The organism is Mesorhizobium sp. M0437 (assembly GCF_040321335.1).
Taxonomy (GTDB): Bacteria; Pseudomonadota; Alphaproteobacteria; order Rhizobiales; family Rhizobiaceae; genus Mesorhizobium.
Window position 1 is genome coordinate 36160 of the sequence record NZ_JAMYRK010000018.1, and the last position, 23906, is coordinate 60065.

Below are 23906 nucleotides of genomic sequence, written 5' to 3' on the forward strand. Positions count from 1 at the left end.
TTGCCAAGTCGCCGGAATGACGTTGAAGGCTGCGCCGTTGTGAATTTATCTTGGGACCAGTTCGTCGTGCACCGGTTTGGGTATCAACCAGACAGGGTAGCACCCGCTCGCAAATCCTTCCGCCCTCACTTCGAACGACAGGAGATCGGCATGGGACAGAACGCCGGATATTTCGCACTCATCGTTGCCGGATTGGTGACCAATGCAACGACGCTGGCCAAGCCGCTCAACCCGGACCGGGCGATTCCATCCCTGGGCGATATCAACTCGCCGCTGGCCAGCCCGCTGTTCAAGCAGGTCAAGGCCGGGCCGCTGGAGATAAAGCTTGAGGAAACCACGCTTGCCGATGTCGAAAAAGCCTTCGGCGGAGCGATGCACGATGAAGGTGACGCCGGAGATTCACGCCACTGGCTTTGCTATGCCGGCCCCGACGCCGGCGGATCGCCGTCGATCTTCTGGTTCGTATCCGGCGAGATGGGTGGCTCCGACCATGGTGTCCTGTCCGTCGCCCTGCAGCCGAACCCGGAAGGCAAGGTGCCGGAAGGATGCGCCGGCGCGCCTGCCAGCCTGACAGCTATTGAACTCGATACGCCCGGCGTCGGAGCGCCGCTGAGCGACGTGGCCGCGAAATTTGGCGCCGCCAAGCCCGATCGTTACGGCCATTTCGGCTTCGCCGCCTCTTATCCTGCTTCGTCTCCCGACCAGAAGGACGCCACGGTCACGCAGACGCTCACCTACACAGCCGGCAACGGCAGGATAACCGGCGTGGCGGTGACGCAAGTCACCACCAATTAGGGTGTCCCCGCTCGGTCGGCGAATGGTTCACGTGTGATTGATTCAGCCGCGCCCGAGCCGGGCGGCCTGCTTGCTGGCCACCTCGTTATGCAGATTGGTTCTGATGTGCCGCCCGGGCCCGCCTCCTCCTGCAAATGCGACATTCGAGGCGGCCCTGGTCGTCAGACCAAAAGCGTTGCGCCGCCCCAAGCGACCAGGGCGGTGCCGGCCGCACGGCCAACCCATGGGCCGGCAGGAAACACCGGTTCGACGAGAACCCGCGAAAGTCCGGAAATGACCCAGAAGCGGGCGTTCGGCAGCGATCAGAGCAGCAACGATTTTGGCAGGACCGGAAATCGGCATGGAATGCTGCAATCATCATCATGTCCCGTCCAAGTTGTGGACAGTTCCTTCTCAAAGGCGCACTCTTAGCGTGCGAAACGCGAGCTAACGTTTCGTGCAATGCTTCACATGCTTGACTTGCGTCGGTGATTGTCTGACCTACCCGGATACTTCCGGGTGGGCAGACCTCACATTGTGTCGCCTATCCGTGATCAGGCTACGGCTAAGGCACGTTGCAGCCCGTTCCGGATCAACTGGGAGGTAAACAACATGCCTGATTTTCAGCGCAGAGAACTTCTTGTTCAAGGAAGCGCGGCTCTTGCCGCAATTGCTGCTCTCTATACCTCGCGCCGGGCTTACGCTTTTCCAACACGGCCGAACGAGGAAGTTATTCGATGGCTGGATCAGCCGACCGAAAATCCCGATCCGGTGGGTATCCAGAAGCAGCTTGTCTGGGAGGACTTGGATAGCTGGATAACGCCAAACGACAAGTTCTTCAGCATCTCGCATTTCAACCGACCAACGATCGACGAGAAGACATGGTCGATGGAGATCGGAGGCCTGGTCAAGAAGCCCCTCGAGTTAACGCTCGCCGACATCAGGGCGCGACCGCGGCAGGAGGTCGTTTTCACGGTGGAATGCTCGGGCAACCACGGGTTTCCCTTTTTCACCGGCGGCATCGGCAATGCTCGCTGGGCAGGGACGCCGCTCGCCCCGATCCTTGAGGAAGCCGGCGTTCTGGAGAAGGGCATCGAGGTCGTCTTTTTCGGTACCGACACAGGCGAGATCCCGATACGCGACGTCAAGATGCAGCAGAACTTCGCTCGCAGCATGTCGCTCGCCGACGCGATGAACCCCGACAATCTCCTCTGCTATGAAATGAACGGGGCCGCCTTGCCGGCGCCCAATGGCTTCCCGGTACGGCTCATTGCGCCAGGCTGGTACGGGATCGCCAACGTCAAGTGGCTAAAGCGCATCGAGGTTCGCGATACGCGGTTCATGAGCCTTCTGATGGCCCGTGACTATGTCACCATCCGGGAGGAAGACCACAACGGCGAGACCGTATGGGCCGAGACGTCAGTCGGGCGAGCGCTGATAAAGTCCGCGCCTGCGAAGGTTACCCGGAAAGATTCAGATTACCGCATCGTTGGGGCAGCCTGGGGGGCGCCGATCGACCGGGTCGAAGTGCAAATCGATCAAGGGCCTTGGACACCAGCGACCATTGACCACAGTGAGGAGGCCGAACACGCTTGGAAAATATGGTCCCTGGCTTGGGCAAATCCCTCTCCTGGAGAACACACCGTGACCTCGCGCGCGGTCAGCACCACAGGACAAATTCAACCGGCGATGGACGATCCCTTGATAGCCAAGAAACACACATACTGGGAAAGCAATGGCCAAGTGACGCGCCGCGTGCGTATCGGCTAGAGGATTCTGCCGCCAAATGGAGTCATGTGGCGTCCGCATAAATGCGGCAAAACAGATAGTTAGAGCGAGTTACCGGTTCTAAGAGAACCGGAACCGCTCTAAGAACGTGCTGCCATGTGGCAATTGCGTTTAGGTCAAACAGCAGGAGGCTGCCTGATCGCCATTTCGCACCATTTCCAGCGCTCTCCTCACCCCTCCACGGCCCTGATCTCCGCGTCGACCAGGCACCAGGGCGCATAGCGGAAGTCGCGGATCTGGATGACCTGATCGTTCCGCCACTCGACCAGCATGAAGCCGCGCACCGCGCCGTCGGCCGCTTGCGGGTGGCGGATCAGGATCGCCGGCCTGTCGTCGACGAAGCCGAGCGACAATGTCCAGTCGCTGATACGGGCATAATTGCCGAAATAGGTCGACACCTCGGCCTTGCCGCGCAGGCGGACGCGGTTGACGACGTCGAGCCGCACGTCCTCGGCGATCAGTGCCCTGACCGCGTCGAAGTCGCGCGCGTTGAACAGGTCGACATAGCGCCGCAGCCGGCGCTCGTCATCGGCGTCGAGCCTCGGCGCAAGCGCCTGTTCGGGCTGCAGCGCCAGCAACTTGAGCTGCGCCCGCCCGCGATGCAGCGCGGCCTTGGTGGCGGCGAGCGTCGCGCCGGTGACTTCGCAGGTCTCATGCAGGCTGAGGCCGAGCACGTCGACCAGGATCACGGCGCTGCGCTGCGGCACCGAAAGCTGCATGAAGGAGCGCAGGCCGGTCTGGGCGGCGAGCCGGCTGTCGGCGCTGCCGGAGGGATCCTCGATGACGCTCATGTCGGCCTCGGTCATGCGCGACCTTTCCCGATTGCGCCGCCGCAGATGATCCTGCGCGGCATTGTGGGCTATGCGAAACAGCCATTGCTCGGGCCGTTCGACGATCGCACCCCCGTCGATCGCCTGCAGCGCCTTGATCAGGACCTCCTGGACGATGTCCTCGCCGTCGATCACCGAGCCGGCCATACGCGCGCAGTAGCGATGCAGCCTTGGCCGCAACCCGACGAGCAGCACCTCCAAAGTCGCCCTGTTCATTTTCGGCGTAGCTTCCCATTTCTGCGCGAGCGGCATGGCGGGCGCTACCCGGCTTTCTGATCCGCCAGCATACGATAGTTGCCGATGACTTTGACAGGCGATCGCATTGCCGGGGTCGAACGGCGCTGGGCGTGGTTTTCCGCAAATGCCTTGAAGGCGGCAAGCCCGGTCAGCGCCGACGAATCGCCGTCCTGGCCGACGATGTGGACGAACGAGCCGTCGTCCAGCTCGAGCACGAGATAACGCACCGTCGGCGGTGCCGCCTCGCCCAGCGCTTCAAATACTTTTTCGACCAGCACGCGGTTATCTGCCAGGTCGGCTTGGTTCACACCGTACCGAATGAGCGCGTAGTCCATCGTCGTCTCCTGACTGGTTGGTATGAACGAAGGACGACCGGCTGCGCTGAAAAGATTCTCCTTGCCGAAGAATCTTTTCGGTTGCCCGCATCGTCTTTCCCGCGTGGGCGGCTGCGCGGCAGCCATCAAGCAGGAGAGACGATCATGCATATCCAGTTTGCCGAGCTTCCGGTGTTCGAGCAGGACCGCGCCAAGGCGTTCTACACCAGGCATCTCGCCTGCCAGGTCATGGCCGACCAGAAGATGGGTGATGGCGGCTGGCGCTGGATCGAGCTGGCATTTCCGCATGCCGTGACGAACCTGCATTTTGTCAGGCGCGCCGACGACGCTCCCGGAGCGGAGCCCGTATTGGTGCTGGTCGACGAAAATGTCGGGGCAATGATCGCGGCGCTGAAGAAGGACGGCGTCGAGATCGTCACCGAGCCGCATGAGGCGCCGTGGCAGCCGGGCCGCACGGTGGCGGAGTTTCGCGACAGCGAAGGCAACCGCATGGTCCTCGCCAGCCGCTAAGCCACCGGAGCCCTCTGTCCGGCGGGGCGTCATACCTAAGTCCTACCTCCGGCCGGACCATCGGCCGTGCTTCCTACGTATTATTATTTCGTGACCGCTGCGCGCCGGAACCTTCCCTTGCATCGGGCGTTCGGGCGCTGTATCGCGATGCCTCATATTTAGGCAGGCGGAGGAAATACGAATAAGGGCGGGTGGCAAAACAAACATGGGCCGGGGAGGAGCATCTTACCATGTCGAACCGTAAAATCGGAATGTCCCACAGTTTGGGGCTGCGCGTCGCTGACCTCAAATCCAGAATGCAAAGTGCCCAGATTACCGAGCATGAGATCAAGACGTTTCAAAAGGTTGCCGCCATTATGGGCGGCGCCAAAGGCTCACTGCGCCTCGATGCGGACGATCTGATCGCCGCGTCCTTCCTTGTCGATCCCTTGGAAGATCTCCCGCTCTCCAGTTGAAGGCGCCGAACGCAGGTCGAAATCCTATCGGGTTTGAACCTGCGATTGCCGTCGGCGGAGCATCCGCCAGCCCAAGCCGCATGCGAGGATGACGTTGGCCAGCGCCAGGCCGGAAAGCGCGGCCAACGTCCCGTGCGGGCCGAAGCGCTCCAGCAGCAATGCGCCGGCCGAGGGTGCCGCGCCTGGGCGATCAGGCTCGGCATGGCGAGGCGGCCCATCAGTTTCGCATAGCCGTTCGAGCCGACCAGCGCGAGCGGCAACGTCCCCCGCGCGATGGATTCCAGGCCGATCCCTGCGCCGTAGAAGCCCAGCGCCAGCGGGATGATCGGCATGCCGGCCCAGAGCGTCGAAACGCCGATCGCCACAAACGTAACCGAGGCAAACTTGGTGAAAATCGGATGGTGGTAGCGCGCGATCATCATCTCGATCGCGCGCGCCGCCACCTGTGATGGACCAACCAGCACGCCGAGCCCGACGGCTGCGGCAAGCGCCATGCCGCTGCCTTGCAGGATTGTGAGCAGATGCACCGATAGTGTCGACGAGATCACCGCTGCGAGTGTCAGGGTCGCGGCCAGAACGATCATGATCGACGGATCGGCTTGGTTGTCGAGAATGGGTGCCGCCTTCTTCACTCCCGGTTTGACTGCCGGTTGCGGCGGCTCCCGGGGCAGGATCACCAGATAGAGCGGCAGCGCAATTGCCAGCTGAAAGGCGGCGTAAACCAGGCAGGTGCCGCGCCAGCCGACCTCCCCCAGCAGCAAGGCTGAGATCGGCCAGCAGATGGTGCTCGCAAGGCCGCCGAACAGCGTCAGCATGGTGATGGCGGAGCGCGCGCCCTGGCCGTAGTGGCGGCCAAGCGTCGCGAAAGCGGCATCGTAGAGCCCTGCCCCCATGCCCAGGCCGATGACCAGCCAGGCCGCGATATAGGCCGCAAGATTAGGGGCAAGAGCCAGCCCGATCTGGCCGAGCCCGATGCATCCGGCGCTGAACGCCAGAACGTTGCGGCCGCCATGCCGCTCGATCGACGAGCCGACGCGCGGAGAGATCAATCCTGCCGTGAGCAAGCCGAGAGACAGGCCGCCGACAACCCATGCCAGCGGCCAGCCGGTATCGGAGGAGACTGCCGGCGCGATGACCGCGGGAAGATAGTAGGAAGACCCCCACGCCATGATCTGCGTCAGGCCAAGCGCGGTGATGATCGCGCCGCGGCTGCGCACGATGGCCGGCGAAGGCGGCGAAAGACTCATGCCGCGACGCTGCAGCCACAGCCGCCTTTGCCGACCGCCTTCGCCTTGGCGTCGGCGACACAGCAGGCGCTCGAAGCCGCCGGCGCCGGACCGCCGCAGCACCCCTTGTCGGCAATGCCGATCCGCGGCACGGTGCAGACGCCGGTCTCGGGCAGCACGAGCTGGACATTGTCGGCCGCCACCATGTCTCCGGCGATCGCCGCCGCGACCGAGCGGACCTGCTCATACCCGGTCAGCAGCAGGAAGGTCGGTGCGCGGCCATAGCTCTTGATGCCGACTGTGTAGAACCCTTGCTCTGGATGGCTGAGCTCACGGTGGCCGTGCGGCGGCACGTCGCCGCAGGAGTGCTCGTTGGGATCGATCAACGGTCCCAGTGCCTTGACGCTTTCCAGCCATGGATCGAGCTCGAGCCGAAGCTCACGGGTCAGCGACAGATCCGGGCGTTGCCCGGTCGCGGCGATGATGCGGTCGACCGGGCCAAGCGCCTGCAAACCGTCCCTGGTCTGGCCTTCGACGACCAGCCGGCCGTTGGCATCGCGGATCGAAACAGCCGCAAAGCCCGTCACCAGCCTGACGCCGCCGCTTTCCACCAGTTCGCGCACTTCGGCGCCGAGTTCGCCGCGTGCCGGCAATTGGTCGGCATCACCGCCACGGTAGATGCGCACCAGGTCGGTGCCGCGCGTTGTCCAGATGAAAGCGGTGCCGGCCTCCACATTTGCCAGCCTGGCGAGATCCAGCACCGCATTGGCGGCCGAATGGCCGGAGCCGGCGACCAGCGTCGTCTTCCCCGCATAAAGGCTGCGGTCGCGGCCGAGAATATCGGGGATGCCGTAGGCGATGCGGTCGGCAAATTCGGCCTCGCCTTCTGCAGGAATTCCGCCGGCGCCGAGCGGGTTCGGCATCTGCCAGGTTCCCGAAGCATCGATGACGGCACGTGCGCCGTCGCGCCTTGTACCATCGGCAGTCTCGACCGCCAGCATGAACGGCCGGTTCTCGCGTCCCTTGCTCAGCACCTTGTCGGCGCCCCAGCGCGAAATGCCGACGACCCGGGCGCCGGTTTCGATCGACGGCGACAATTGCGGAAGCTTTGCAAGCGGCTCGAGATAATCCGCGACGAGGTCGTCCGCGGTTGGGAATGCCTCGGGCTCAGGCATCCGCCAGCCATGCGCCTCGAGCAGGTTTCTGGCCGCCTGATCGACGCAATAGCGCCAGGGCGTGAACACACGGACATGGCGCCAATCCCTGAGATTGGATGCAACCGCATTGCCGGCTTCGTAGACTTTGACAGGAATGCCCCGCGCGATCAGGTGGACCGCTGCCGCCAGACCGACCGGCCCGGCGCCGATCACCGCAACGGGGAGTTTTTCGATCATCTCCATGTCTTCCATCCTTCCGGTAATTTCGAATTATAATGGCAAAAAAATCATGCCGCCGTTTTGGCGGCCGCTTCCGCCGATGCCGGCGCACAGGTGGCATCGGCGCAGCATTCGTCCGCGAGGTATCCGATGAGCCCGTTCATGGCGGGATAGTTGGCCCGGCAGATCAGCGTGGTCGCCTGGCGCTCCTGTGTCACCAGGCCGGTGTCGACCAGCCGCTTGAGGTGATGCGACAGCGTCGAGGCAGCGATGCCCAATCTGTCCTGGATACGCCCGACCGGCAGCCCCTCATCGCCCGCCCGCACCAGCGTCCGATAGAGCTGCAACCGCGTCGGGCTGCCGAGGGCTTCAAGTTGCGAGGCTGCTTTTTCGAGTTTCATGGAAATAAGCTATTTCCAGAATCGCTGCACGTCAAGAGAATTTCGACAAAGATCGAAATAAGACGATATCTAGCCGACGCGCTTGCCGCTGGCGTCGATGACCACCTCGCCGTCCTCCTTGGTGAACGGGCCGATATCCGGATTGGGCAGGATATCGAGCACGGCTTCGGAGGGTCGGGCGAGCATGGTGCCGAGCGGCGTCACCACGATCGGCCGGTTGATCAGGATCGGATGCGCCAGCATGAAATCGAGGATCTCGTCGTCGCTCCACTTCGGGTCGCCCAGGCCAAGTTCGGCATAGGGCGTGCCCTTTTCGCGCAGCAATTGGCGCGGCGTCATGCCCATCGCTGCGATCAGCTCGACGAGCTTTTCGCGCGACGGCGGATTTTTTAGATATTCGACCACCTCAGGCTCCTCGCCGGACTGCCTGATGATGGCCAGCGTGTTGCGCGAGGTGCCGCAATCGGGGTTGTGGTAGATGGTGACCGTCATTGCGCGGCCTTCATCTGTCCGGCTGGTTTCGGTTGGGCGAGCAGCCACCCTGCCAAGGATCCCGGCAAAAGTGTTGGAGAACGCACGGGCGATGGCGACGGCCGGATTGGCGAAGGATGTCGATGCGGTGAACCAGTAGGCGGCGGTGATATAGAGCCCGACCAGCCAGGGGATCGAATCCGGACGGGAACGCAGGCCGGCGAGGATGGTGAAGACCAGCCCGAAGGCGGCGAACAGCTCCGCAATCCATTGCCCGCTTCCGGTCCGCACCGTCGCCGACACTTGCAGGATCGGCAATTCGAACATTGCATGCGCCAGGAATGTTCCAGCGATGCCGCCGGCAATCTGGGCGGCGACGTAAGCCAGCGCTGCGTTCGTTTCGATCTCGCGTCGAAGCGCGAATACCAGCGTCACCGCCGGGTTGAAGTGCGCTCCGGATATCGGCCCGAATATGGTGATGAGCACGACCAGGATCGCCCCGGTCGGCAAGGTGTTGCCGAGCAAGGTGAGTGCGACCTCGTTGGTCAGCTTATCGGCCATGATACCGGAACCGACCACGGTGGCGACCAGAAGAGCCGTGCCGAGGGCTTCGGCAACAAGGCGGCGGGGAAGATTGCCGGAGCTCATCTGGCTAGCAGTTGCAGGTCACAGCCTGGATGACAGGCTGGCAAAGTTCCGGCGCGCCATTGCAGCAATCCTCCATGAGATAGGCCAGCAGATCGCGAAACCTGGTCATGTCGGCGAAGTAGCGCACGCTGCGGCCCTCTCGTTCGGTCCGCACCAGGCCGGCATGCGACAGGATCTTGAGATGGGCCGACATCGTATTCGGGAACGCGGCGAGCCGTGAGGCGATCTCGCCCGCAGCCACGCCCTCGGCGCCGGCCCGCACCAAAAGGCGAAAAACGTCCAGCCGGGTCTCCTGGCCGAGCGCGGCAAGTGCCGAAAGGGCGAGCGTCTTGTCCATGTTTCCAGATTTCCAGAAATGGGGAATAGAGTCAACGCGCGAAGACTGTGTTGAGCAACGAAATCTCACCGAAGGCGGGGAAGTCCGTAGCGGCGGCAGCTAAGGCGACAGCTCGCGCAGGGCTGCGTTGGCGGCAACAAATTCGTAGGAGTTTTTGGGGCAATCGCTGGCGGCGAGCCGATAGAGCCGCAAAGCTTCATCGCTGTGCCCCTGCAGTCGGCTCAGCTCGGCGCTGAACATATTTGTCTCGCACAGGTTTCCGCGTTTCTTTATCGCATCAGGGTCGTCGGCTTCTGCAATTGTCGCGGCGAGAGTCTGCTCGCCAAGCAGCATTCGAACAGCCGGCGCCGGCCATCGCGTCATGTCGAGCTTCTTGGTCGCTTCCTGCAAATGCCCTGCTGCGCCATTGCGACGCTCGGCAAAATCGAGCCAGATCGCAACATACGCATCCTCTGGTTTGACTGTGGCGGCTTGCGCGAAATCGGCTTGGGCTTTCTCCATCGCACCGGAGTAGAAATGGACGATACCCCGGCCCAAATAGGCGTAGACAATCGTCGGATCGAGGCTGATTGCCTGGTCGTAATCTGCCGTTGCACGTACGTATTCGCCTTTTATCGACCAGACGAGACCTCTGCTGAGATAAGCATGGGCATATTTCGGATCGAGCCCAATTGCTTTGCCATAGTCCTCGAGGGCGCGGTCGTATTCGCCATTCTTGTCCCATATCCAGCCGCGCTTCCTGTAGGCACTGGCGTGTTTCGGGTCGAGCAGGATTGCCTGATCGAAGTCGGCAATCGCGCGGTCGTCATCGCCTTTGTGTGCCCAAGCCGTACCTCGATCGTCGTAAGCATTGGGGTCTTTCGAATCGAGGCCGATCGCCTGGTCAAAGTCGGCGATGGCGCGGTCATAGTCGCCTTTGTCAGCCCAAACGTTGCCTCTGTTGTAGAAGGCACTGGCGCGTTCCGGATCGAGACTGATCGCCTGGTCGGCGTCGGCGATGGCGCGGTCGTAGTCGCCCTTATATTTCCAGGCCCGGCTTCGATTGCCATAGGCACTGGCGTCTTTCGGGTCGAGGCTTATCGCTTGGTCGTAGTCGGCGATCGCACGATTGTAATCGCCTTTGATTGTCCAAGTCAGGCCTCTATCGAGGTAGGCACGGGCGTTCTTCGGATTGAGGCTGATTTCCTGATCGTAGTCGGCAATGGCATAATCAGAATCGCCTCTGAGTGACCAGGCCATGCCTCGATGATGATGGACTCCGGCGACATTCGGATCGAGGCTGATCGCCTGTCCGAAATCGGAAATGGCATGGTCATAGTCGCCCTTGAGTAGCCAGGCCATGCCCCGATTGTCGTAGGCGCTGGTTTCCTTCGGATCGAGGCTGATCGCCTGGTCATAATCGGCGATGGCACGGTCGTAGTCCCGCTTCCTTTTCCACACGAGACCTCGGTTGTTATAAGTTCGGCCATCGCGGGGATCGAGGCTGATCGCTTGGCCGAAATCGGCGATAGCGCGGTCGTTGTCGCCCTTGCGTGCCCAGGCCAGGCCCCGGTCGCCATAAGCTCCGGCATTCCGGGGCTCGAGACTGATGGCCTGATCGTAGTCGACAATAGCTCGGTCGTTGTCGCCTTTGTCGAGCCAGGCAGAGCCTCGGATGCGGTATGCATCGCTCTTCGGGTCGAGGCTGATCGCCTGGTCGAAATCGGCGATAGCGCGATCAGCGTCGCTCTTGAGTGCCCAGGTGATGCCTCGGTAGTAATAAGCACTGGCATCTTCCGGATCGAGGCTGATCGCCTTATCGAAATCGGCAATAGCGCGATCATAATCATTCTGCCTCGCCCAGGCGACGCCGCGCTTGAAATAGGCCGTCAAACGGCTGCTGGCGGGCTCCGTCACATCCTCTATCATGAGTGTACAAGCGGCAATTCGCCGAGCCGTATCGGCCTCGTCGTCCCCGACACAATCGCTGCTGGCAGCCAAAGCTGGGCCGCTCAGGGCAAACAAGACCACGAGCCCACGCAGCAGCGACCGACAAAAAGACCTATGCCATTTTCGAATCATCGGCTCACGGATCATGTCGTTTATTTGCATCGCAGTGCGCTTGATCAAGAAGGCCTTGATCTTTGCAACCCAACACTGCAACCATTCTTGGGTCAAGGTGAGACTTGATTTTTTTGACCTTTGCCAAACCGACACCCGCCCGTGACATTCGGCGGAGACAGCGGCGGCTCGCCTGGTCCAAATCAGCCAGGCACTGTGGCGGCGACCGCATCAGCGCGACCAAGGCCGGCAACCGCTTTTCTGACCCGCTGCAGATGCGCCTGACGTCCGGCGGCCGAGACGCTGTCCATCCGGTAGAGCGCCAGGAATTTGGTCCGGCACAGCGGATGGCAGACGGAGCGGAAGCCGCGCAGCAGGGTCCGCCGGCCGGGCTGTCCCATGATCCACGACATCAGCGGCGTGGCGCCACATGTGGTCATTGCCATCACCCGGCGTATGTGCCGCAATTTGGGCCGCGGGCCGCGTCGTGCCGTCGGCATCTCGAAAGCGAAGCCCGGCACCAGCACACGCTCCAGCCAGCCTTTCAGCATCGCCGGAAGGCCATACCACCAGGTCGGATAGATGAAGACGACCGCCTCCGCCCAGAGCAGCTCCTGCGCATGTTCGTGCACCGGTTGCAGGTTCGCCGCCTTGTCGTGGTAACCGCGCCATTCCTGCGTGCGCATGACCGGATCGAAGCCGGCCGCATAGAGGTCGAGCAGGTGGACCTGGTGGCCGCTTTCGGCAAGCGTCTCCAGCACTGTGTCGCGCACGGCGCCGTTGAAGCTGTCGGCGCAGGGATGGCAATGGACGACGAGGACCTTCATCTGGCGCTCAGACCTGTCGGTCGCGAGAGGATCGCGGAGGTGCATGCAAGCGTCGCATGCAAACAAGCCACCCGCAGACGTAGTCGATCAGCTGTTTTCATGCGAAGCCCCGCAGCCCCCATATCAAGACGCAACACCTCCGGTCGCGTCAAGGCCCGTTCGTGCGCAGACGTGGGCTTGCTGGGGCCAAAACCCTAACGGTGGATTCGGTTTTTCGATCAGCATTGTTCCAGAAAGCCGGCGCCCTAGCTTCACGGCGGGTCCAAAGCGTCAGGAGAAAAAGATGCAGACAGGAAAACTGAGCGGCAAGATCGCCTTGGTGACTGGCGCCTCCTCCGGCATCGGCGAGGCCACCGCCCTGGCGCTGGCGGCCGAGGGCGCCACGCTGGCGATTGCCGCGCGGCGCGCCGAGCGGCTGGACGATCTGGCGAAGCGGATCCGTGAGACCGGCAGCGCGGCACTGCCGATTGCCGTCGACGTCGCCGACGAAGCGCAAGCCACGGCGATGGTCGAGCGGGTCCAGCAGGAGTACGGCCGGCTCGACATGCTGCTTGCGGTTGCCGGGGTCGGCGTCGCCGCGCCGTTCCGCAACACGACGCCGGAAGAATACCGCCGGATGGTCGACGTCAACATCCTGGGCCTGCTTTATCCGATCCATGCGGCACTGCCGTCGATGCAGCGGCAAGGCGCCGGCCACATCGTCGTGGTCTCGTCCGGCACCGGCCGTTACATCCACCCTTCGGTGGTCTATTCCGGCACCAAGCACGCGGTGAGCGCGATGGCGGAATCGCTGCGCCGCGAGATCGGCAAGGATGGCATCCGCGTCACCTGCATCGAGCCTGGCGCCGTCAAGACCGAGTTCACCCAGAATATGCGTGCCGATGTGCGCCAGGCGGTCGAGCAAAGGCTGGACGACATGGAGCAGCTGGAAAGCGAGGATATCGCCGCCGCCATCCTGTATGCGGTGAGCCAGCCGCCACGGGTCAACGTCAACATCCTGACGCTCTATCCGACCGAGCAGGCGTGAGGGCCGCAAAGGTGGTACCCTGCGCCGCCCCCGCAGCCCTGCAGCGTCATCCGCCGGTCATCAGCGTGAACACAAGCTGCCGCAACTTGCCGCCCGGGCCGAAGTCGACCCGGTCGAAATCGCGGCTCGCCTGCCGTTGTGCCTGCGAGATTCCGGCGAGCCGTCTCGTCACTTCGATCCTGATCTTGCTGCAGCCACGGTCATCGGCGACGGTCAGGCCAATGGTGGCCGCCTCGATCTTGTGCACCATGTCGACGATGCTGGCGCCGTGCACCTTCTCGTGGGCGGCGAGGCCGGCTGCGAAAACCTCCCAGTTCTTCTGGATTGCGCCCGGCAGCCGCGCGGCCGGCTTCGGCAAGGTGTAGGTGATGATCAGCTTCGGTCGCGCCGACACCAGCACGCAGGCGTCGCCTTGCGGCTGGTAGTCCCTCACCCAGGTCAGCTTGAAATTGGTATGCGCGATGACGCGGCGCTCGCCGAGCAGCGGCCCGCGCCCGCCGATCGAGGCATAGAGCTCCGGCCCGGATTGCCCTGAGATGGCATAGGTCTCGACCTTCTCGACCGCCTGCCAGCCGGCATGCGCCGGCGATGTCGGCAGGAAGGCGAGCAGCAGGCAAAGGCGAACGGCTGTTTTCATGCAAGTCCTCGCAGCCGCTGCGCACGACGCAAACGATATGCAGTTCCCTTCCGTGGACATAGCCGGCGGCCGGCTATAGTGGGATGCTCGTATACAAGAATCCACAGACAACGCCATGTCGCCACGACCGAACCTTGCCCGGCAACGCCCTGCCCCCGCAGCCAATCCTCCCGGCGTCAGCCTCTGTCGCGCGCTGTCGAAGCTTGGCCTGTGCTCGCGCAAGCAGGCCGAGCTTCTGGTTGCCGAGGGGCGTGTGCGGGTCGCCGGCAAGATCGTGCGCAACGGCTCGATGCGCGTCGATCCAGGCCGCGATCGCATCGAGGTCGACGGCCGCCGCGTCGCCGCCGAGCGCAAGGTCTATCTGATGCTCAACAAGCCGCGCGGGCTGGTCACCACCCGCGACGACCCGCAGGACCGCGGCACCGTCTACGACTGCCTGGCAGGCCTCGACCTGCCTTTCGTCTCGCCGGTCGGCCGGCTCGACAAGGCGAGCGAAGGCCTGCTGTTGATGACCAACGACACGCGCTTCGCGCAGCGCCTGCTCGACCCCGCCTCGCACGTCGCCAAGACCTATCACGTGCAGATCGGTGCGCTGCCCGACGAGGCCATGCTGGCGCGGTTGCGCGCCGGCGCGACCGTCGACGGCGAATTGCTGACAGCCCGCTCGATCGAGCTGCTGCGCGGCGGCACCAGCACCGCCTGGCTGGAGATCGTGCTCGACGAGGGCCGCAACCGCCATATCCGCCGGCTGCTCGCCGCCCACGATATCGAGGTGCTGCGCCTGGTACGGATCGCGATCGGATCTCTGCAACTCGGCGACCTTGCCAAAGGCAAGGCACGCCATCTGAGCGCGGAAGAGCAGGCGCTGCTTCAGGCCTGAACTGCTGGCGGCGACTCGACAGTCAGCCAACTGCCAGTCGAAGCCCACGTGACGCAGCAAGCGGCGCGCGCGGACAAGGGTCGCTTTCGACTCCTGGCGGATATTCCTAACTGACCGCTCACACCGGTTCGACCGATATCAATCTCTGTCGGTATTACATTCCGTCAGCACACAACAGATCGCAGCCGGCGACATTGATTTCCTGCATAAATATCTTGAGCGATTCTTGGGCAGGCATGGGAAGCTGGCCAACCGACGGAACAAACAAATCGATCAGAGCCCGGCGATGGTCTGGAGAGATGCTCTGCGCGAGATAGGGACCATCTGCTCTCAGCGATTCAACAAGAACTATCTTGTTTCCCTCCTTCAGAGCCGGGTCAGCCAGAAAGATTGAGGCGCCACGAAACATTTTCTCTATGCCTCCTCGAGCTTTGGCTCCGTTGGCGCGCAACATTTCGGCAGCGTTAGGTTGGTGCGCTAGGAAATCATTGAAAGCTATCTGCGAAGCGGCAGCAGCCCGAATCAAAAGCGCGAATGTCTGCGTAGCTTCATCCTGCAGAGGCAATGGGCTATTTTGGCTATAGAGCGCGAGTAGCGACCCACTTCTGTCCATTACGAAAGACAGTGCTTCCAGGTCGCCCTCATCGTATGGCGGCGAACCTATCAAAGCCTCGCCGTCCCAAATCTTGTGCAGTAGATCCCAGTCCGTTGGATCTTCAAGATTTGGCAATTTGCCTTCAATCCGGCGCTGCTGCAAAAGTTCATCGAACTTGGCGAACAAATCCTTCGCATAAGCCGGGCCTGTTGGCGGAACATGGGCGTGCGCCCATGTGGCAAATAGGATTGCAAAAATCGAGCACGCCGAACGTTTCACGGCCGTTCCTTTACTTGACTACCTTCAGAGGGCGACGGCGTTGTGCAATCAAGGCCAGGCGATAGTCGATATTGTCGATCGGAGCGCCACGCTCCTTTGCTTCGAGCAGAAATTTGCGAGCCTCCTCGAACCTCAGCAAGCGCTTCTCATACAGAACCGCCAACGCCAACCGATGGCACCAGTCTGCTGGCTCCATTTCAATTGCGTGCAACAAGGCCTTTTCTGACTCGTCGTACCGGTCTGTCAATTCGCGAAGAAAAATACCGTATTGATTATAGGTCCAAGCTGAAACACCCGAGAGTCCGAACACCTTGTCGAACACCTTTTGAGCCTCTATGGGCGCGTCTGTTTCGAACGCCATCAGAGCGGCCAAATTCTCCCACACCTTAACATAGTCCGGCTTGAGTTTGATCGCGCGCTGATACGCCGTTTTGGCGTCGGCGAAACGGGCCAGATGATGATGATAAACAAAGCCGAGATTGAACCACGACCATGCGTGCTCCGGATCGATTTCAACGCACCGCAGCGCAAGTTTCTCAGCTTCATGGTAGCGGGCGAACCGGCGACGGAGCAGTCCCGACAATTTCCCTGTCGCCCAGCGGTAGCGTGGATCGATTTCTATTGCCCGGCGATAGGCCTTTTCAGCCGACAAATAGTTGCCGATTTCATCGAGCATTAGCCCAAACGATGCCCAGGCGAGGCAGGCATCTTCTGTGGTTGCATCGAGGCGGCATTGCTTGAATGACTGATAGCTGGATTCCGCTATCTCGCGCGCCGAGTTACCAATGCGATGCGTGTCGGCGACGCAATCCCAGATGATCGCGTTGCGCGGGTGCGCGGCTATTCCCCGTTGCAAGGCGGCCAAAGCCAGCTGCGGCGTTTCCATTTTGTCGCGCAGGAACAAGGCAAGCAGGATATAGTCCCGCCCGGTGTGCACCTCGCCCTCTGCGCGCGTAACGTTCTCGGCACATAAGTCAGGGAGATTGAGCTTCTTGAACTGCTGAGCGAAGAAAAGGCTCGTCTGCGCGCTACGGTGCGTATCGATTTTCCACCGCTCGTAGAAGGCATGGACGCTCGCTTCGCTCAAAGCCATAGTCGGCCCTTCGGCAACTCCGCAAAACCAGACAAAATTGTCGACAAATCGCCAAAGCTGTTCCCTGTCGGATACAGCATCAATTGCCCGCAAGAGAACCGACACCGCGGTGTCCAGGCTGCTTTCCTCGGCCTCCAGTTCGACAAGCCCTGTCCAGGGATCGAGGTTAGCGGGATCACGCTCTATCTTCGCAACCAACGTCTCGCGCGATTCAAATTGAAATGTAAGGGGTTCATCAGTTGTCATTGTCGGCAGAAGCCTTGGCTTTGCCGCACTGGGCCAGCACCTTGCCGATGGCGGCGGATGAGCCGGCAAGCGGAAAGCTGTTCTCGCCATATTTGCCCGAGGCGACCGTGACCTCGCCCTTGGAGCGCAGCAGGGCCAACAGCGGGTCGGTGCTGCTCAATTCCACGGTGAAGGTGTTGTACATTTCTTCGAGTTGAAGCGTCTTGGTCACCGCCTTGCCGCCGGCCTTGAACGCGAACGAAGCGATGCCGGGTTCCAGTTGCGGACCGCTGTCGCCCAAATCATAGCTCAGCGTCGGCTTGCCGAAACAGGCCAGCGTCAGCTGGGCGCCGCCATTCGATCCGCCGCAGACCGACGCCATCAGCACTTTGCCGCCCTCCTCTTCCTCCAGTTTCGCCGTCCAGCCGCACGGCGCGGCAAACGCCGGCTGCGCCGCTTGCAGGACGACCTGAGCGGCGACGCAACCCGCCACGACGAATTTCGCCAATCCGCTTCGCATGATCTTCCCTTCCCAAGTCATCGAACCATCGTCGGCCACGTGGCATCAGGACTATACAAAACAAATTGTCCCGTGGCATTACCGGCGACAGGGCGCTGTAGCAATTCAGGCGATTGATTTTCGATCGAGTGGAAGCGGCACCAGCACCGCCTGGCTGGAGATCGTGCTCGACGAGGGCCGCAACCGCCACATCCGCCGGCTGCTTGGCGCCTACGATATCGAGGTGCTGCGCCTGGTGCGGGTGGCGATCGGCCAATTGCAGCTCGGCGAGCTTGCCAAAGGCAAAGCACGCCATCTGAGCGCGGAAGAGCTGGCGCTACTTCAGGCCTGAAGTGCTGGCTCCAGGGGGCCTTCGCACCGAACGGGTGATTGACATTAACATTCCTGTTTCATATTTTCCTTTTATGAAACCGAAATGCGACAGCGCAATTGAAGGGCTGGTCCGACGCGAAGTGGCTCGGCAGCCGGAGAGAAAAGCATGAGCACGGCGTTGCGGGCGGTCCCCAGGTTCCTGGACGAATTGGGTACGTTTGGCGGCCTCAAGGGAACCGATATTGCAAACATCACCGACGTGTCCAAGGCCACGGTTTCGAGGTGGAAGGCCGGCGACATCAAGCCCCAGCCGCGCAGCGAGCTCATTCTATCGGACCTGCACTATATCGTCGGCCGTCTGCAGGAGTTCTACGAGCCAAGTGATATCCGCACCTGGCTTTACGCTCGCCACCCGCAATTGAACGGTGAAAGGGCGATAGATCTCATTCACGACGACCGTGCTCTCGACGTGCTCAAAGTCATCGATCGGCTTGAGAACGAGGTCTTTCTCTAGTTGGCGATCGCCGGGCGGAAACGACGCGATAGCCGGCTCATCGACGCTATCGAGGCAATAGTTCCGGTCGAATACTCCGGGACGGTTTGGCGTGTGGTGCGCCAGGGCCGCAGCCCGATCCAGTGCTCGAGCTCCGGTGGCCGTTGGGACGATGGAACGTTCGACGTGCTCTACACTTCGCAAGAGCGCGAAGGTGCCTTGAGCGAGATGAGATTCCACCTGACGCGGGGGCAGCCAGTGGTCCCTTCGCGCGTCAGATACAATCTCTTCGAGATCGATCTTGCTTTGGACCGGACGCTCAGACTGCTCGACCTGGCGGCCTTGCAGACCCTTGGCCTCGACACCGCGCGCTACGGGCAGCTTTCGTATCAGGAAAAGCACGCCGAATATCCGAGGTCGCAAGACATCGGCGAGGCCGCGCATTTCCTCGATTATGACGGTCTGATCGTGCCCAGCGCGCGATATGACTGCCTGAACGTCGTCGCGTTTTGTGATCGGCTGCCGGCCGGAGCGATGACGATCAGAACCGACCACGGGGAAATTGCCTGGGCTAGCGGCGGCCCCGCTGCCGTCCATCCCCCGCACGGGTGATGTGGCCAGCGGAAGTGGCGCGCTAACATTGCCTCCAAGTGTAGAGGGTCTAACGCGCAAGGGAGGATCCATGCGTATGCTCCGACTGATACCGACGCTGCTGGCGCTGCTGGCCGTCATGCCATTGAACGCTGAAGCGACCACGAAGAAGTACCCTAAGGGCCACGGCACAAATTGCGCCGAGAAGGACCAGGCGTGCCAGAAGAAATGCCAGGCTGTGCCGATCGACTACAACAGCGTCAAATCCATCCAGGGGCGCAACGAATGTCTGAATAATTGCACCATCGGCTACGATCAGTGTCTCGGGGCACCCGCCCGTATCCAGGAACAGACAATCCAGGAGGACGCCGCGCAATAGAAGCCCGCCAGAGATGGCTCCAATGCGCAAAACATAGGTGTGATCGAATGACGGCGACAGCCCGCCGGTCGCCTTCATGTGCGGCCGCCGACTTCGTCGACATGGCGCAGCATGTCGTCGGGATCTTCATAGACGCGGAACGTGCCCGATTGGCGGAGCTTCTACGGTGCCGTAGCCGCCGCTGAGCAGGCCGACATCCAGCAGGACCGTGCGATGCGTCACCCGCCGCGCGCCGCGTCATGGATTTCGGCAAAATCCAGCCCATATTCCTAGATGTGGAGCTTTGAGCGTGAAACTCGCGCGTGCGGTCCTGCTTGCCGCGGCTTTCGTGGCTGTTGCGGCCGTTTGTCCCTCTTCAGCAACCGGAGAGGCGGACGGCCGGGAGAAAATTGTGTTGCGCGTCGAGATAGACGGCGCCATCGGTCCGGCGAGTGCCAGGCAGCTCGAGGAAGCGCTGGCGGTGGCCGCGGACCGAAATGCCCAGGCTCTCATCCTGCAGATGGATACGCCCGGCGGGCTGGTCACCAGCATGCGCGAGATGATCGCCGGCATTCTCGCCTCGCCGGTTCCCGTCATCGGCTATGTCGCGCCGGCCGGCGGGCATGCGGCGAGCGCCGGAACCTACATCCTCTACGCCGCCCATCTGGCGGCGATGGCGCCCGGCACCAATCTGGGCGCGGCAACGCCGATCGAGATGGGCGGGCCGCTGCCATCGTTTCCCGGCGGCAAGAACGATGGCCCGGAGGCGGACAAGGACAAGAAGAACGCACCCGCGGGCGATGCGATGATCGCCAAGGCGACGAACGACGCCGTTGCCCTGATCCGCAGCCTGGCTGAATTGCGCGGGCGCAATGCCGAATGGGGAGAAAAGGCCGTGCGCGAGGCGGCCAGCCTGTCGGCCGGCGCGGCGCTGCAGCAGCATGTCATCGACTTCGTCGCCCGCGACACCACCGAACTGCTTCAACTGGCCGACGGCCGGACCGTCGAGATCGCCGGCAAAAAAGAGGCATTGGCGACGAAGGGGCTGCCGGTCGAAACGCTCGGGCCAGGCTGGCTCATCCGGCTTCTCGCCGTCATCACGGACCCGAATATTGCCGTCATCCTGATGCTGGTCGGCGTCTATGGCCTCGTCTTCGAATTCACGAGCCCGGGCGCGGTCGCGCCCGGCGTGATCGGCACGATTTGCCTTCTGCTCGGGCTCTATGCGCTCAATCTCTTGCCGATCAGCTATGCCGGCCTTGCCTTGATGCTGCTTGGCATCATCTTCCTGGTCGTCGAAGCCTTGAACCCGACTGTGGTCCTTGGGCTGGGAGGCGTGGCTGCGTTTCTGCTGGGCGCAGCCATGCTGCTCAGGATCGAGGGGCCCGGCTTCGAGATGTCGTGGGCCGTTATCGGCACCGCCGCCGTCCTGACGCTCGGCCTGGCGCTGTTGACCGGCAGCTATCTGTGGGCGGCCCGCAAGAACGTTCCGCGTGTTGGCGCACAGGCCATGCAAGGGCTGCCGGCGGAGGTCCTCGACTGGCAGGGCAGCGAGGGCCACGTGCTCGCCCGGGGCGAGCGCTGGCGGGCAAAAGCCGACGAACCGCTTGCAGTGGGCGACAGCGTCGAGGTGGCCGATGTCAGGGATCTCGTGCTGACGATACGGCGCCGCAATGTGAGAAGCGATGGAGCAAGGCAATGATCATCGGTTATGTGGCCTATCTGGCAGCAGCGCTCGTCGTGGTCATGTTCCTGTCCGCGGCCATTCGCATCCTGCGGGAATATGAGCGCGGCGTGGTCTTCACGCTCGGCCGCTTCACCGGAGTCAAGGGCCCCGGCCTTATCATCCTCATCCCTTTCGTGCAGCAGATGGTGAAGGTCGACCTGCGAGTGGTGGTCCAGGACGTCCCGCCGCAGGACGTGATCTCGCGCGACAACGTCTCGGTGAAGGTCAACGCGGTGCTGTATTTTCGTATCGTCGACGCCGAGCGGGCGGTGATCCAGGTTGAAGACTTCATGACCGCCACCAACCAGCTGGCACAGACCACGTTGCGCTCGGTGCTCGGCAAGCATGAGCTCGACGAAATGCTGGCCGAACGTGACAAGCTCAACAGCGATATCCAGGAGATTCTCGACCAGCGCACCGATGCCTGGGGCATCAAGGTCTCCGATGTCGAGATCAAGCATGTCGACCTCAACGAGAACATGGTCCGCGCCATCGCCAAGCAGGCCGAGGCGGAACGGCTGCGGCGTGCGAAAGTGATCAATGCCGACGGCGAACAGCAGGCGGCGGCAAAGCTCGTCGAGGCCGGCAAGATGCTGGCCGAAGCACCGCAGGCCATGCAGCTACGCTATTTCGAGGCTCTCCATGACATCGCCGGTGAGCGCTCGTCGACGGTCGTGTTTCCGGTGCCGATGGATCTGCTCGGTCATTTCATCAAGCAGGGTGGTGGAGGCGGCTGAGCGCGTAATCTTCCCCCTCGAGGGGGAGATGGCTGCGAAGCGGCCAGAGGAGGTCGTCTCACATAGATCGCCGACGCCTTCCCTACGAGAGACGGCGCTGACGCTCCACGCGCCGCGACCCACCCTCACCTCCGCCACGGCGGGACCGGCGCAAAGCGTTTGCCGATCCAGTCGGCGAAGGCACGTGTCTTGGCGGCTTGCCCCTTGGCCGAAGGCATGACGACATAGACGGCGCCCTCGTCGGCAAGCGTCCAGTCCTCCAGCACTGGCACCAGACGGCCGTCGGCGAGCTCGCGTCCGACCAGCCAATCCGTGCTCATCATCAGTCCGACGCCTTGCACGGCGGCTTCGACCAGCACCTCGGCGTCGTCGGTGACCAGCGGCCCGGAGACCTCGATACTGATGCGGCGACCCGAACTGTCGGTCATCTCCCAGGCCGGAAAGGTCTGGAAACCCGAGAAGCCCAGGCAGCTGTGTTCCAGCAGCGCCTCCGGCGCAGTCGGCGTGCCCCGGCGGGCGAGGTAGGACGGCGCGGCGCACAGCAGCCGCCGCCGTGTAGCGACCTTGCGCGCCACCAGCCGCGAATCCTCCAGCGCGCCGAGACGCACGGCGACATCGAAATTCTCGGCGACGAGATCGACGAAGCGGTTGGAGAACTCGGCCTCGATACGAACGTCGGGAAATTCGGCGAGAAACTGGGGCAGCAGCGGGCCGATCCACATGCGCCCGAACGAGCCGGGCAGCGCCAGCCGCAGCACGCCGCGCGGCCCGCCGCCGGCATGCGCCGACGCGACAGCCTCGGCCTCGTCGACCGCAGCCAGGATGGCGCGGACCCGGATGAGAAATTCCGAACCCGCCTCGGTCAGCGACACGCTTCGTGTCGTCCGGTGCAGCAGGCGCACGCCCAACCGCTCTTCCAGCGAGGCAAGGCGCCGCGACAGGATCGTCGCGTCGCGGCCGATGCGAGCAGCCGCCCTGGTGAAGGAGCGTGCTTCAGCGATTGCCGCGAAGGCGGCCATTTCGACCAATGCTGCCGGTTCGTGCGATTGCTGCATCAGGTGCAGAGCTCAAATGTAAAAGCCAAGGATTATATACCAATAGCGCAGCAGCTAGTTTCACTCAATCCCGGCCCGTCAATCGGCCATCAACCGGAGTGAGACATGAAAGCGATCGAACTGACTGCCCCGAGACTGGACGCGTTTCGCGCGGCCACCGTTCCCACGCCTGAACCGCAACGCGGCGAAGTGCTGATCCGCCTGCGCGCCGCAAGCCTCAATTTTGTCGATGTCGCGATAGCGAGCGGCAACTATCCAGGTCCGAGCTTTCCGCTCATTCCCGTCGTCGACGGCGCCGGCGAGATCGTCGGCATCGGCGAGGGCGTGTCGAGGCTCGCCATCAACGACCGCGTCATCGCCCATGCAAAACCGCGCTGGATCGGCGGCCGTCCGCGGCCTTATGAGACCAGAGAGATGCGCGGGCTGACACTGCCCGGCTCGCTCGCCGAATATGTCGCGCTGCCGGCCAATGCCGTCGTGCCGATGCCGGCGCATCTGTCCTTCGAAGCGGCAGCGACGCTGCCGATCGCCGGCACCACCGCGTGGAATGCGCTTCGCGCCGCCGATGCCGGGCCGGGGTCGGTCGTCGTCCTGCTCGGTACCGGCGGTGTCTCGATCCTGACCCTGCAGCTGGCCAAGGCAGCCGGCGCCACGGTCATCATCACCTCGTCGTCTGACGAAAAGCTGGCCCGCGCCAAGGCCTTGGGTGCGGATCATCTCATAAATTATCGTGAGACGCCGGACTGGGACGCCAAGGTGCTCGAGTTGACCGACGGCCTCGGCGCCGATCTGATCGTCGAAACCGGCGGCTCGGCCACCTTCGCCCGCTCCATCAATGCCGCGGCGCCCGGCGGCACGGTGTTCGCCATCGGCTTCGTCACCGGCGCCGAGGCCACCACGAACCTGCTGCCGATCATCATCAAGGCACTCAAGGTTGTGGGCAACAACACCGGTTCGGTATCCGATCTGTGCGACGCGGCGCGCGCCATCGGCGCCGCCCGTATCGATCCGGTCATCGACACTGTCTACAGCCAGCACCAGGCGACCGAGGCCTACGCCCACATGGCAGCCGGCGGCCGGCATTTCGGCAAGCTCGCGTTCAGTCTGTCGTGGTGAGCCTGAA

General features: G+C 62.7%; 25 protein-coding genes and 4 pseudogenes. 13 read left to right on the top strand and 16 right to left on the bottom strand.

Going from position 1 to position 23906, the window contains the following annotated elements; all coding sequences use genetic code 11:
• The first annotated feature begins 150 nt into the window (after positions 1-150).
• Positions 151-795 carry a hypothetical protein gene (locus tag NKI72_RS13935; protein ID WP_352453494.1) on the top strand — a complete coding sequence of 215 codons (645 nt, stop codon included), beginning with the start codon at positions 151-153 and terminating at the stop codon, positions 793-795.
• Between the two features lie 591 nt (positions 796-1386).
• On the top strand, positions 1387-2544 hold the full coding sequence (locus NKI72_RS13940) for a sulfite oxidase (protein ID WP_352472151.1): 1158 nt from the start codon (positions 1387-1389) through the stop codon (positions 2542-2544).
• Positions 2545-2732: 188 nt separating this feature from the next.
• Here the strand turns inward: NKI72_RS13940 and NKI72_RS13945 are convergent, their stop codons facing one another.
• Together NKI72_RS13945 and NKI72_RS13950 are read right to left on the bottom strand one after the other, a co-directional pair.
• Positions 2733-3608 carry a sigma-70 family RNA polymerase sigma factor gene (locus NKI72_RS13945; protein WP_352834129.1) on the bottom strand — a complete coding sequence of 292 codons (876 nt, stop codon included), beginning with the start codon at positions 3606-3608 and terminating at the stop codon, positions 2733-2735.
• Between the two features lie 44 nt (positions 3609-3652).
• Entirely contained in the window at positions 3653-3964 is a 312-nt protein-coding gene (locus NKI72_RS13950) for a hypothetical protein (RefSeq protein ID WP_352834127.1), read from the bottom strand.
• 144 nt (positions 3965-4108) lie between these two features.
• Between NKI72_RS13950 and NKI72_RS13955 the strand changes: the two genes are divergently transcribed.
• A complete protein-coding gene (locus NKI72_RS13955; RefSeq protein WP_352472157.1) occupies positions 4109-4474 on the top strand; it encodes a VOC family protein in 366 nt (121 codons plus the stop codon).
• Positions 4475-4704: 230 nt separating this feature from the next.
• Entirely contained in the window at positions 4705-4929 is a 225-nt protein-coding gene (locus NKI72_RS13960) for a hypothetical protein (RefSeq protein ID WP_031213090.1), read from the top strand.
• A gap of 24 nt (positions 4930-4953) precedes the next feature.
• On the opposite strand, the pseudogene NKI72_RS13965 reads toward NKI72_RS13960, so the two are convergent.
• The 8 genes and pseudogenes from NKI72_RS13965 to NKI72_RS14000 all read right to left on the bottom strand — a co-directional run bounded on the left by NKI72_RS13965 (position 4954) and on the right by NKI72_RS14000 (position 12255).
• Positions 4954-6176, bottom strand: a pseudogene (locus tag NKI72_RS13965) (MFS transporter).
• Entirely contained in the window at positions 6173-7549 is a 1377-nt protein-coding gene (locus tag NKI72_RS13970) for an NAD(P)-binding domain-containing protein (protein WP_502898588.1), read from the bottom strand. The pseudogene NKI72_RS13965 and the gene NKI72_RS13970 overlap by 4 nt, the downstream one beginning before the upstream one ends.
• Before the next feature lie 50 nt (positions 7550-7599).
• Positions 7600-7932: an ArsR/SmtB family transcription factor gene (locus NKI72_RS13975; protein WP_352490030.1), complete on the bottom strand. Its 333-nt coding sequence runs from the start codon at positions 7930-7932 to the stop codon at positions 7600-7602.
• 69 nt (positions 7933-8001) lie between these two features.
• Entirely contained in the window at positions 8002-8424 is a 423-nt protein-coding gene (gene arsC / locus NKI72_RS13980) for an arsenate reductase (glutaredoxin) (RefSeq protein WP_352834119.1), read from the bottom strand.
• Positions 8421-9051 (bottom strand): annotated as a pseudogene (locus NKI72_RS13985) (aquaporin). Before NKI72_RS13985 ends, arsC begins: the two are co-directional and overlap by 4 nt.
• A 4-nt stretch (positions 9052-9055) precedes the next feature.
• The gene (locus NKI72_RS13990; RefSeq protein ID WP_352457336.1) at positions 9056-9388 is read right to left on the bottom strand and encodes an ArsR/SmtB family transcription factor; all 333 of its coding nucleotides are present in this window, start codon (positions 9386-9388) and stop codon (positions 9056-9058) included.
• Between the two features lie 99 nt (positions 9389-9487).
• Positions 9488-11497, bottom strand: a complete 2010-nt coding sequence (locus tag NKI72_RS13995) for a tetratricopeptide repeat protein (RefSeq protein WP_352850230.1) — start codon at positions 11495-11497, stop codon at positions 9488-9490.
• A gap of 134 nt (positions 11498-11631) precedes the next feature.
• Complete coding sequence (locus NKI72_RS14000) at positions 11632-12255, bottom strand: NAD(P)H-dependent oxidoreductase (RefSeq protein ID WP_352472165.1); 624 nt, start codon at positions 12253-12255, stop codon at positions 11632-11634.
• Positions 12256-12538: 283 nt separating this feature from the next.
• On the opposite strand from NKI72_RS14000, the gene NKI72_RS14005 reads away from it, so the two are divergent.
• Positions 12539-13282, top strand: a complete 744-nt coding sequence (locus tag NKI72_RS14005) for an SDR family oxidoreductase (RefSeq protein WP_352834112.1) — start codon at positions 12539-12541, stop codon at positions 13280-13282.
• Between the two features lie 46 nt (positions 13283-13328).
• Here NKI72_RS14005 and NKI72_RS14010 read toward each other — a convergent pair whose 3' ends face one another.
• A complete protein-coding gene (locus NKI72_RS14010) occupies positions 13329-13919 on the bottom strand; it encodes a DUF922 domain-containing Zn-dependent protease (protein WP_352834109.1) in 591 nt (196 codons plus the stop codon).
• Positions 13920-14034: 115 nt separating this feature from the next.
• Here NKI72_RS14010 and NKI72_RS14015 point away from each other — a divergent pair, with 115 nt between their 5' ends.
• Positions 14035-14799 carry a pseudouridine synthase gene (locus NKI72_RS14015; protein WP_352834106.1) on the top strand — a complete coding sequence of 255 codons (765 nt, stop codon included), beginning with the start codon at positions 14035-14037 and terminating at the stop codon, positions 14797-14799.
• Positions 14800-14953: 154 nt separating this feature from the next.
• Here NKI72_RS14015 and NKI72_RS14020 read toward each other — a convergent pair whose 3' ends face one another.
• Genes NKI72_RS14020 through NKI72_RS14030 form a run of 3 tightly spaced genes read right to left on the bottom strand, consistent with a single transcriptional unit; the run spans position 14954 to position 17511 of the window.
• A complete protein-coding gene (locus tag NKI72_RS14020) occupies positions 14954-15673 on the bottom strand; it encodes a hypothetical protein (protein WP_352834103.1) in 720 nt (239 codons plus the stop codon).
• Positions 15674-15683: 10 nt separating this feature from the next.
• A complete protein-coding gene (locus NKI72_RS14025; RefSeq protein WP_352834100.1) occupies positions 15684-17012 on the bottom strand; it encodes a tetratricopeptide repeat protein in 1329 nt (442 codons plus the stop codon).
• Entirely contained in the window at positions 17002-17511 is a 510-nt protein-coding gene (locus NKI72_RS14030; protein ID WP_352834098.1) for a hypothetical protein, read from the bottom strand. Before NKI72_RS14030 ends, NKI72_RS14025 begins: the two co-directional genes overlap by 11 nt.
• A 133-nt stretch (positions 17512-17644) precedes the next feature.
• On the opposite strand from NKI72_RS14030, the pseudogene NKI72_RS14035 reads away from it, so the two are divergent.
• From NKI72_RS14035 to NKI72_RS14050, 4 genes and pseudogenes are all read left to right on the top strand, one after another.
• A pseudogene (locus NKI72_RS14035) lies at positions 17645-17842 on the top strand (pseudouridine synthase); the annotation flags it as partial.
• Between the two features lie 147 nt (positions 17843-17989).
• Positions 17990-18337: an antitoxin Xre/MbcA/ParS toxin-binding domain-containing protein gene (locus tag NKI72_RS14040; protein ID WP_023680350.1), complete on the top strand. Its 348-nt coding sequence runs from the start codon at positions 17990-17992 to the stop codon at positions 18335-18337.
• Positions 18338-18928 (top strand): RES family NAD+ phosphorylase, encoded by a 591-nt coding sequence (locus NKI72_RS14045; RefSeq protein ID WP_352472172.1) that lies wholly within the window; start codon positions 18338-18340, stop codon positions 18926-18928. It abuts the gene before it with no gap.
• A 70-nt stretch (positions 18929-18998) separates the two neighbouring features.
• Positions 18999-19286 (top strand): hypothetical protein, encoded by a 288-nt coding sequence (locus NKI72_RS14050; RefSeq protein ID WP_352494411.1) that lies wholly within the window; start codon positions 18999-19001, stop codon positions 19284-19286.
• 74 nt (positions 19287-19360) lie between these two features.
• On the opposite strand, the pseudogene NKI72_RS14055 reads toward NKI72_RS14050, so the two are convergent.
• Positions 19361-19487 (bottom strand): annotated as a pseudogene (locus NKI72_RS14055) (HAD family hydrolase); the annotation flags it as partial.
• Between the two features lie 88 nt (positions 19488-19575).
• Here NKI72_RS14055 and NKI72_RS14060 point away from each other — a divergent pair.
• Entirely contained in the window at positions 19576-20967 is a 1392-nt protein-coding gene (locus tag NKI72_RS14060; RefSeq protein ID WP_352834096.1) for an NfeD family protein, read from the top strand.
• A complete protein-coding gene (locus NKI72_RS14065) occupies positions 20964-21728 on the top strand; it encodes a slipin family protein (RefSeq protein ID WP_352822324.1) in 765 nt (254 codons plus the stop codon). The genes NKI72_RS14060 and NKI72_RS14065 overlap by 4 nt, the downstream gene beginning before the upstream one ends.
• A gap of 125 nt (positions 21729-21853) precedes the next feature.
• On the opposite strand, the gene NKI72_RS14070 is transcribed toward NKI72_RS14065, so the two are convergent.
• A complete protein-coding gene (locus tag NKI72_RS14070) occupies positions 21854-22783 on the bottom strand; it encodes a LysR family transcriptional regulator (protein WP_352685278.1) in 930 nt (309 codons plus the stop codon).
• 105 nt (positions 22784-22888) lie between these two features.
• On the opposite strand from NKI72_RS14070, the gene NKI72_RS14075 reads away from it, so the two are divergent.
• A complete protein-coding gene (locus NKI72_RS14075; protein ID WP_352541190.1) occupies positions 22889-23899 on the top strand; it encodes a zinc-dependent alcohol dehydrogenase family protein in 1011 nt (336 codons plus the stop codon).
• Positions 23900-23906 lie beyond the last annotated feature (7 nt).

What these genes read in the sequence shown, in the direction of transcription:
- NKI72_RS13935 (WP_352453494.1), top strand. Translation starts at nt 151, where the DNA reads ATGGGACAGAACGCCGGATATTTCGCACTCATCGTTGCCGGATTGGTG.
- NKI72_RS13940 (WP_352472151.1), top strand. Translation starts at nt 1,387, where the DNA reads ATGCCTGATTTTCAGCGCAGAGAACTTCTTGTTCAAGGAAGCGCGGCT.
- NKI72_RS13945 (WP_352834129.1), bottom strand. Translation starts at nt 3,608, where the DNA reads ATGAACAGGGCGACTTTGGAGGTGCTGCTCGTCGGGTTGCGGCCAAGG.
- NKI72_RS13950 (WP_352834127.1), bottom strand. Translation starts at nt 3,964, where the DNA reads ATGGACTACGCGCTCATTCGGTACGGTGTGAACCAAGCCGACCTGGCA.
- NKI72_RS13955 (WP_352472157.1), top strand. Translation starts at nt 4,109, where the DNA reads ATGCATATCCAGTTTGCCGAGCTTCCGGTGTTCGAGCAGGACCGCGCC.
- NKI72_RS13960 (WP_031213090.1), top strand. Translation starts at nt 4,705, where the DNA reads ATGTCGAACCGTAAAATCGGAATGTCCCACAGTTTGGGGCTGCGCGTC.
- NKI72_RS13970 (WP_502898588.1), bottom strand. Translation starts at nt 7,549, where the DNA reads ATGATCGAAAAACTCCCCGTTGCGGTGATCGGCGCCGGGCCGGTCGGT.
- NKI72_RS13975 (WP_352490030.1), bottom strand. Translation starts at nt 7,932, where the DNA reads ATGAAACTCGAAAAAGCAGCCTCGCAACTTGAAGCCCTCGGCAGCCCG.
- arsC (WP_352834119.1), bottom strand. Translation starts at nt 8,424, where the DNA reads ATGACGGTCACCATCTACCACAACCCCGATTGCGGCACCTCGCGCAAC.
- NKI72_RS13990 (WP_352457336.1), bottom strand. Translation starts at nt 9,388, where the DNA reads ATGGACAAGACGCTCGCCCTTTCGGCACTTGCCGCGCTCGGCCAGGAG.
- NKI72_RS14000 (WP_352472165.1), bottom strand. Translation starts at nt 12,255, where the DNA reads ATGAAGGTCCTCGTCGTCCATTGCCATCCCTGCGCCGACAGCTTCAAC.
- NKI72_RS14005 (WP_352834112.1), top strand. Translation starts at nt 12,539, where the DNA reads ATGCAGACAGGAAAACTGAGCGGCAAGATCGCCTTGGTGACTGGCGCC.
- NKI72_RS14010 (WP_352834109.1), bottom strand. Translation starts at nt 13,919, where the DNA reads ATGAAAACAGCCGTTCGCCTTTGCCTGCTGCTCGCCTTCCTGCCGACA.
- NKI72_RS14015 (WP_352834106.1), top strand. Translation starts at nt 14,035, where the DNA reads ATGTCGCCACGACCGAACCTTGCCCGGCAACGCCCTGCCCCCGCAGCC.
- NKI72_RS14025 (WP_352834100.1), bottom strand. Translation starts at nt 17,012, where the DNA reads ATGACAACTGATGAACCCCTTACATTTCAATTTGAATCGCGCGAGACG.
- NKI72_RS14030 (WP_352834098.1), bottom strand. Translation starts at nt 17,511, where the DNA reads ATGCGAAGCGGATTGGCGAAATTCGTCGTGGCGGGTTGCGTCGCCGCT.
- NKI72_RS14040 (WP_023680350.1), top strand. Translation starts at nt 17,990, where the DNA reads ATGAGCACGGCGTTGCGGGCGGTCCCCAGGTTCCTGGACGAATTGGGT.
- NKI72_RS14050 (WP_352494411.1), top strand. Translation starts at nt 18,999, where the DNA reads ATGCGTATGCTCCGACTGATACCGACGCTGCTGGCGCTGCTGGCCGTC.
- NKI72_RS14065 (WP_352822324.1), top strand. Translation starts at nt 20,964, where the DNA reads ATGATCATCGGTTATGTGGCCTATCTGGCAGCAGCGCTCGTCGTGGTC.
- NKI72_RS14070 (WP_352685278.1), bottom strand. Translation starts at nt 22,783, where the DNA reads ATGCAGCAATCGCACGAACCGGCAGCATTGGTCGAAATGGCCGCCTTC.
- NKI72_RS14075 (WP_352541190.1), top strand. Translation starts at nt 22,889, where the DNA reads ATGAAAGCGATCGAACTGACTGCCCCGAGACTGGACGCGTTTCGCGCG.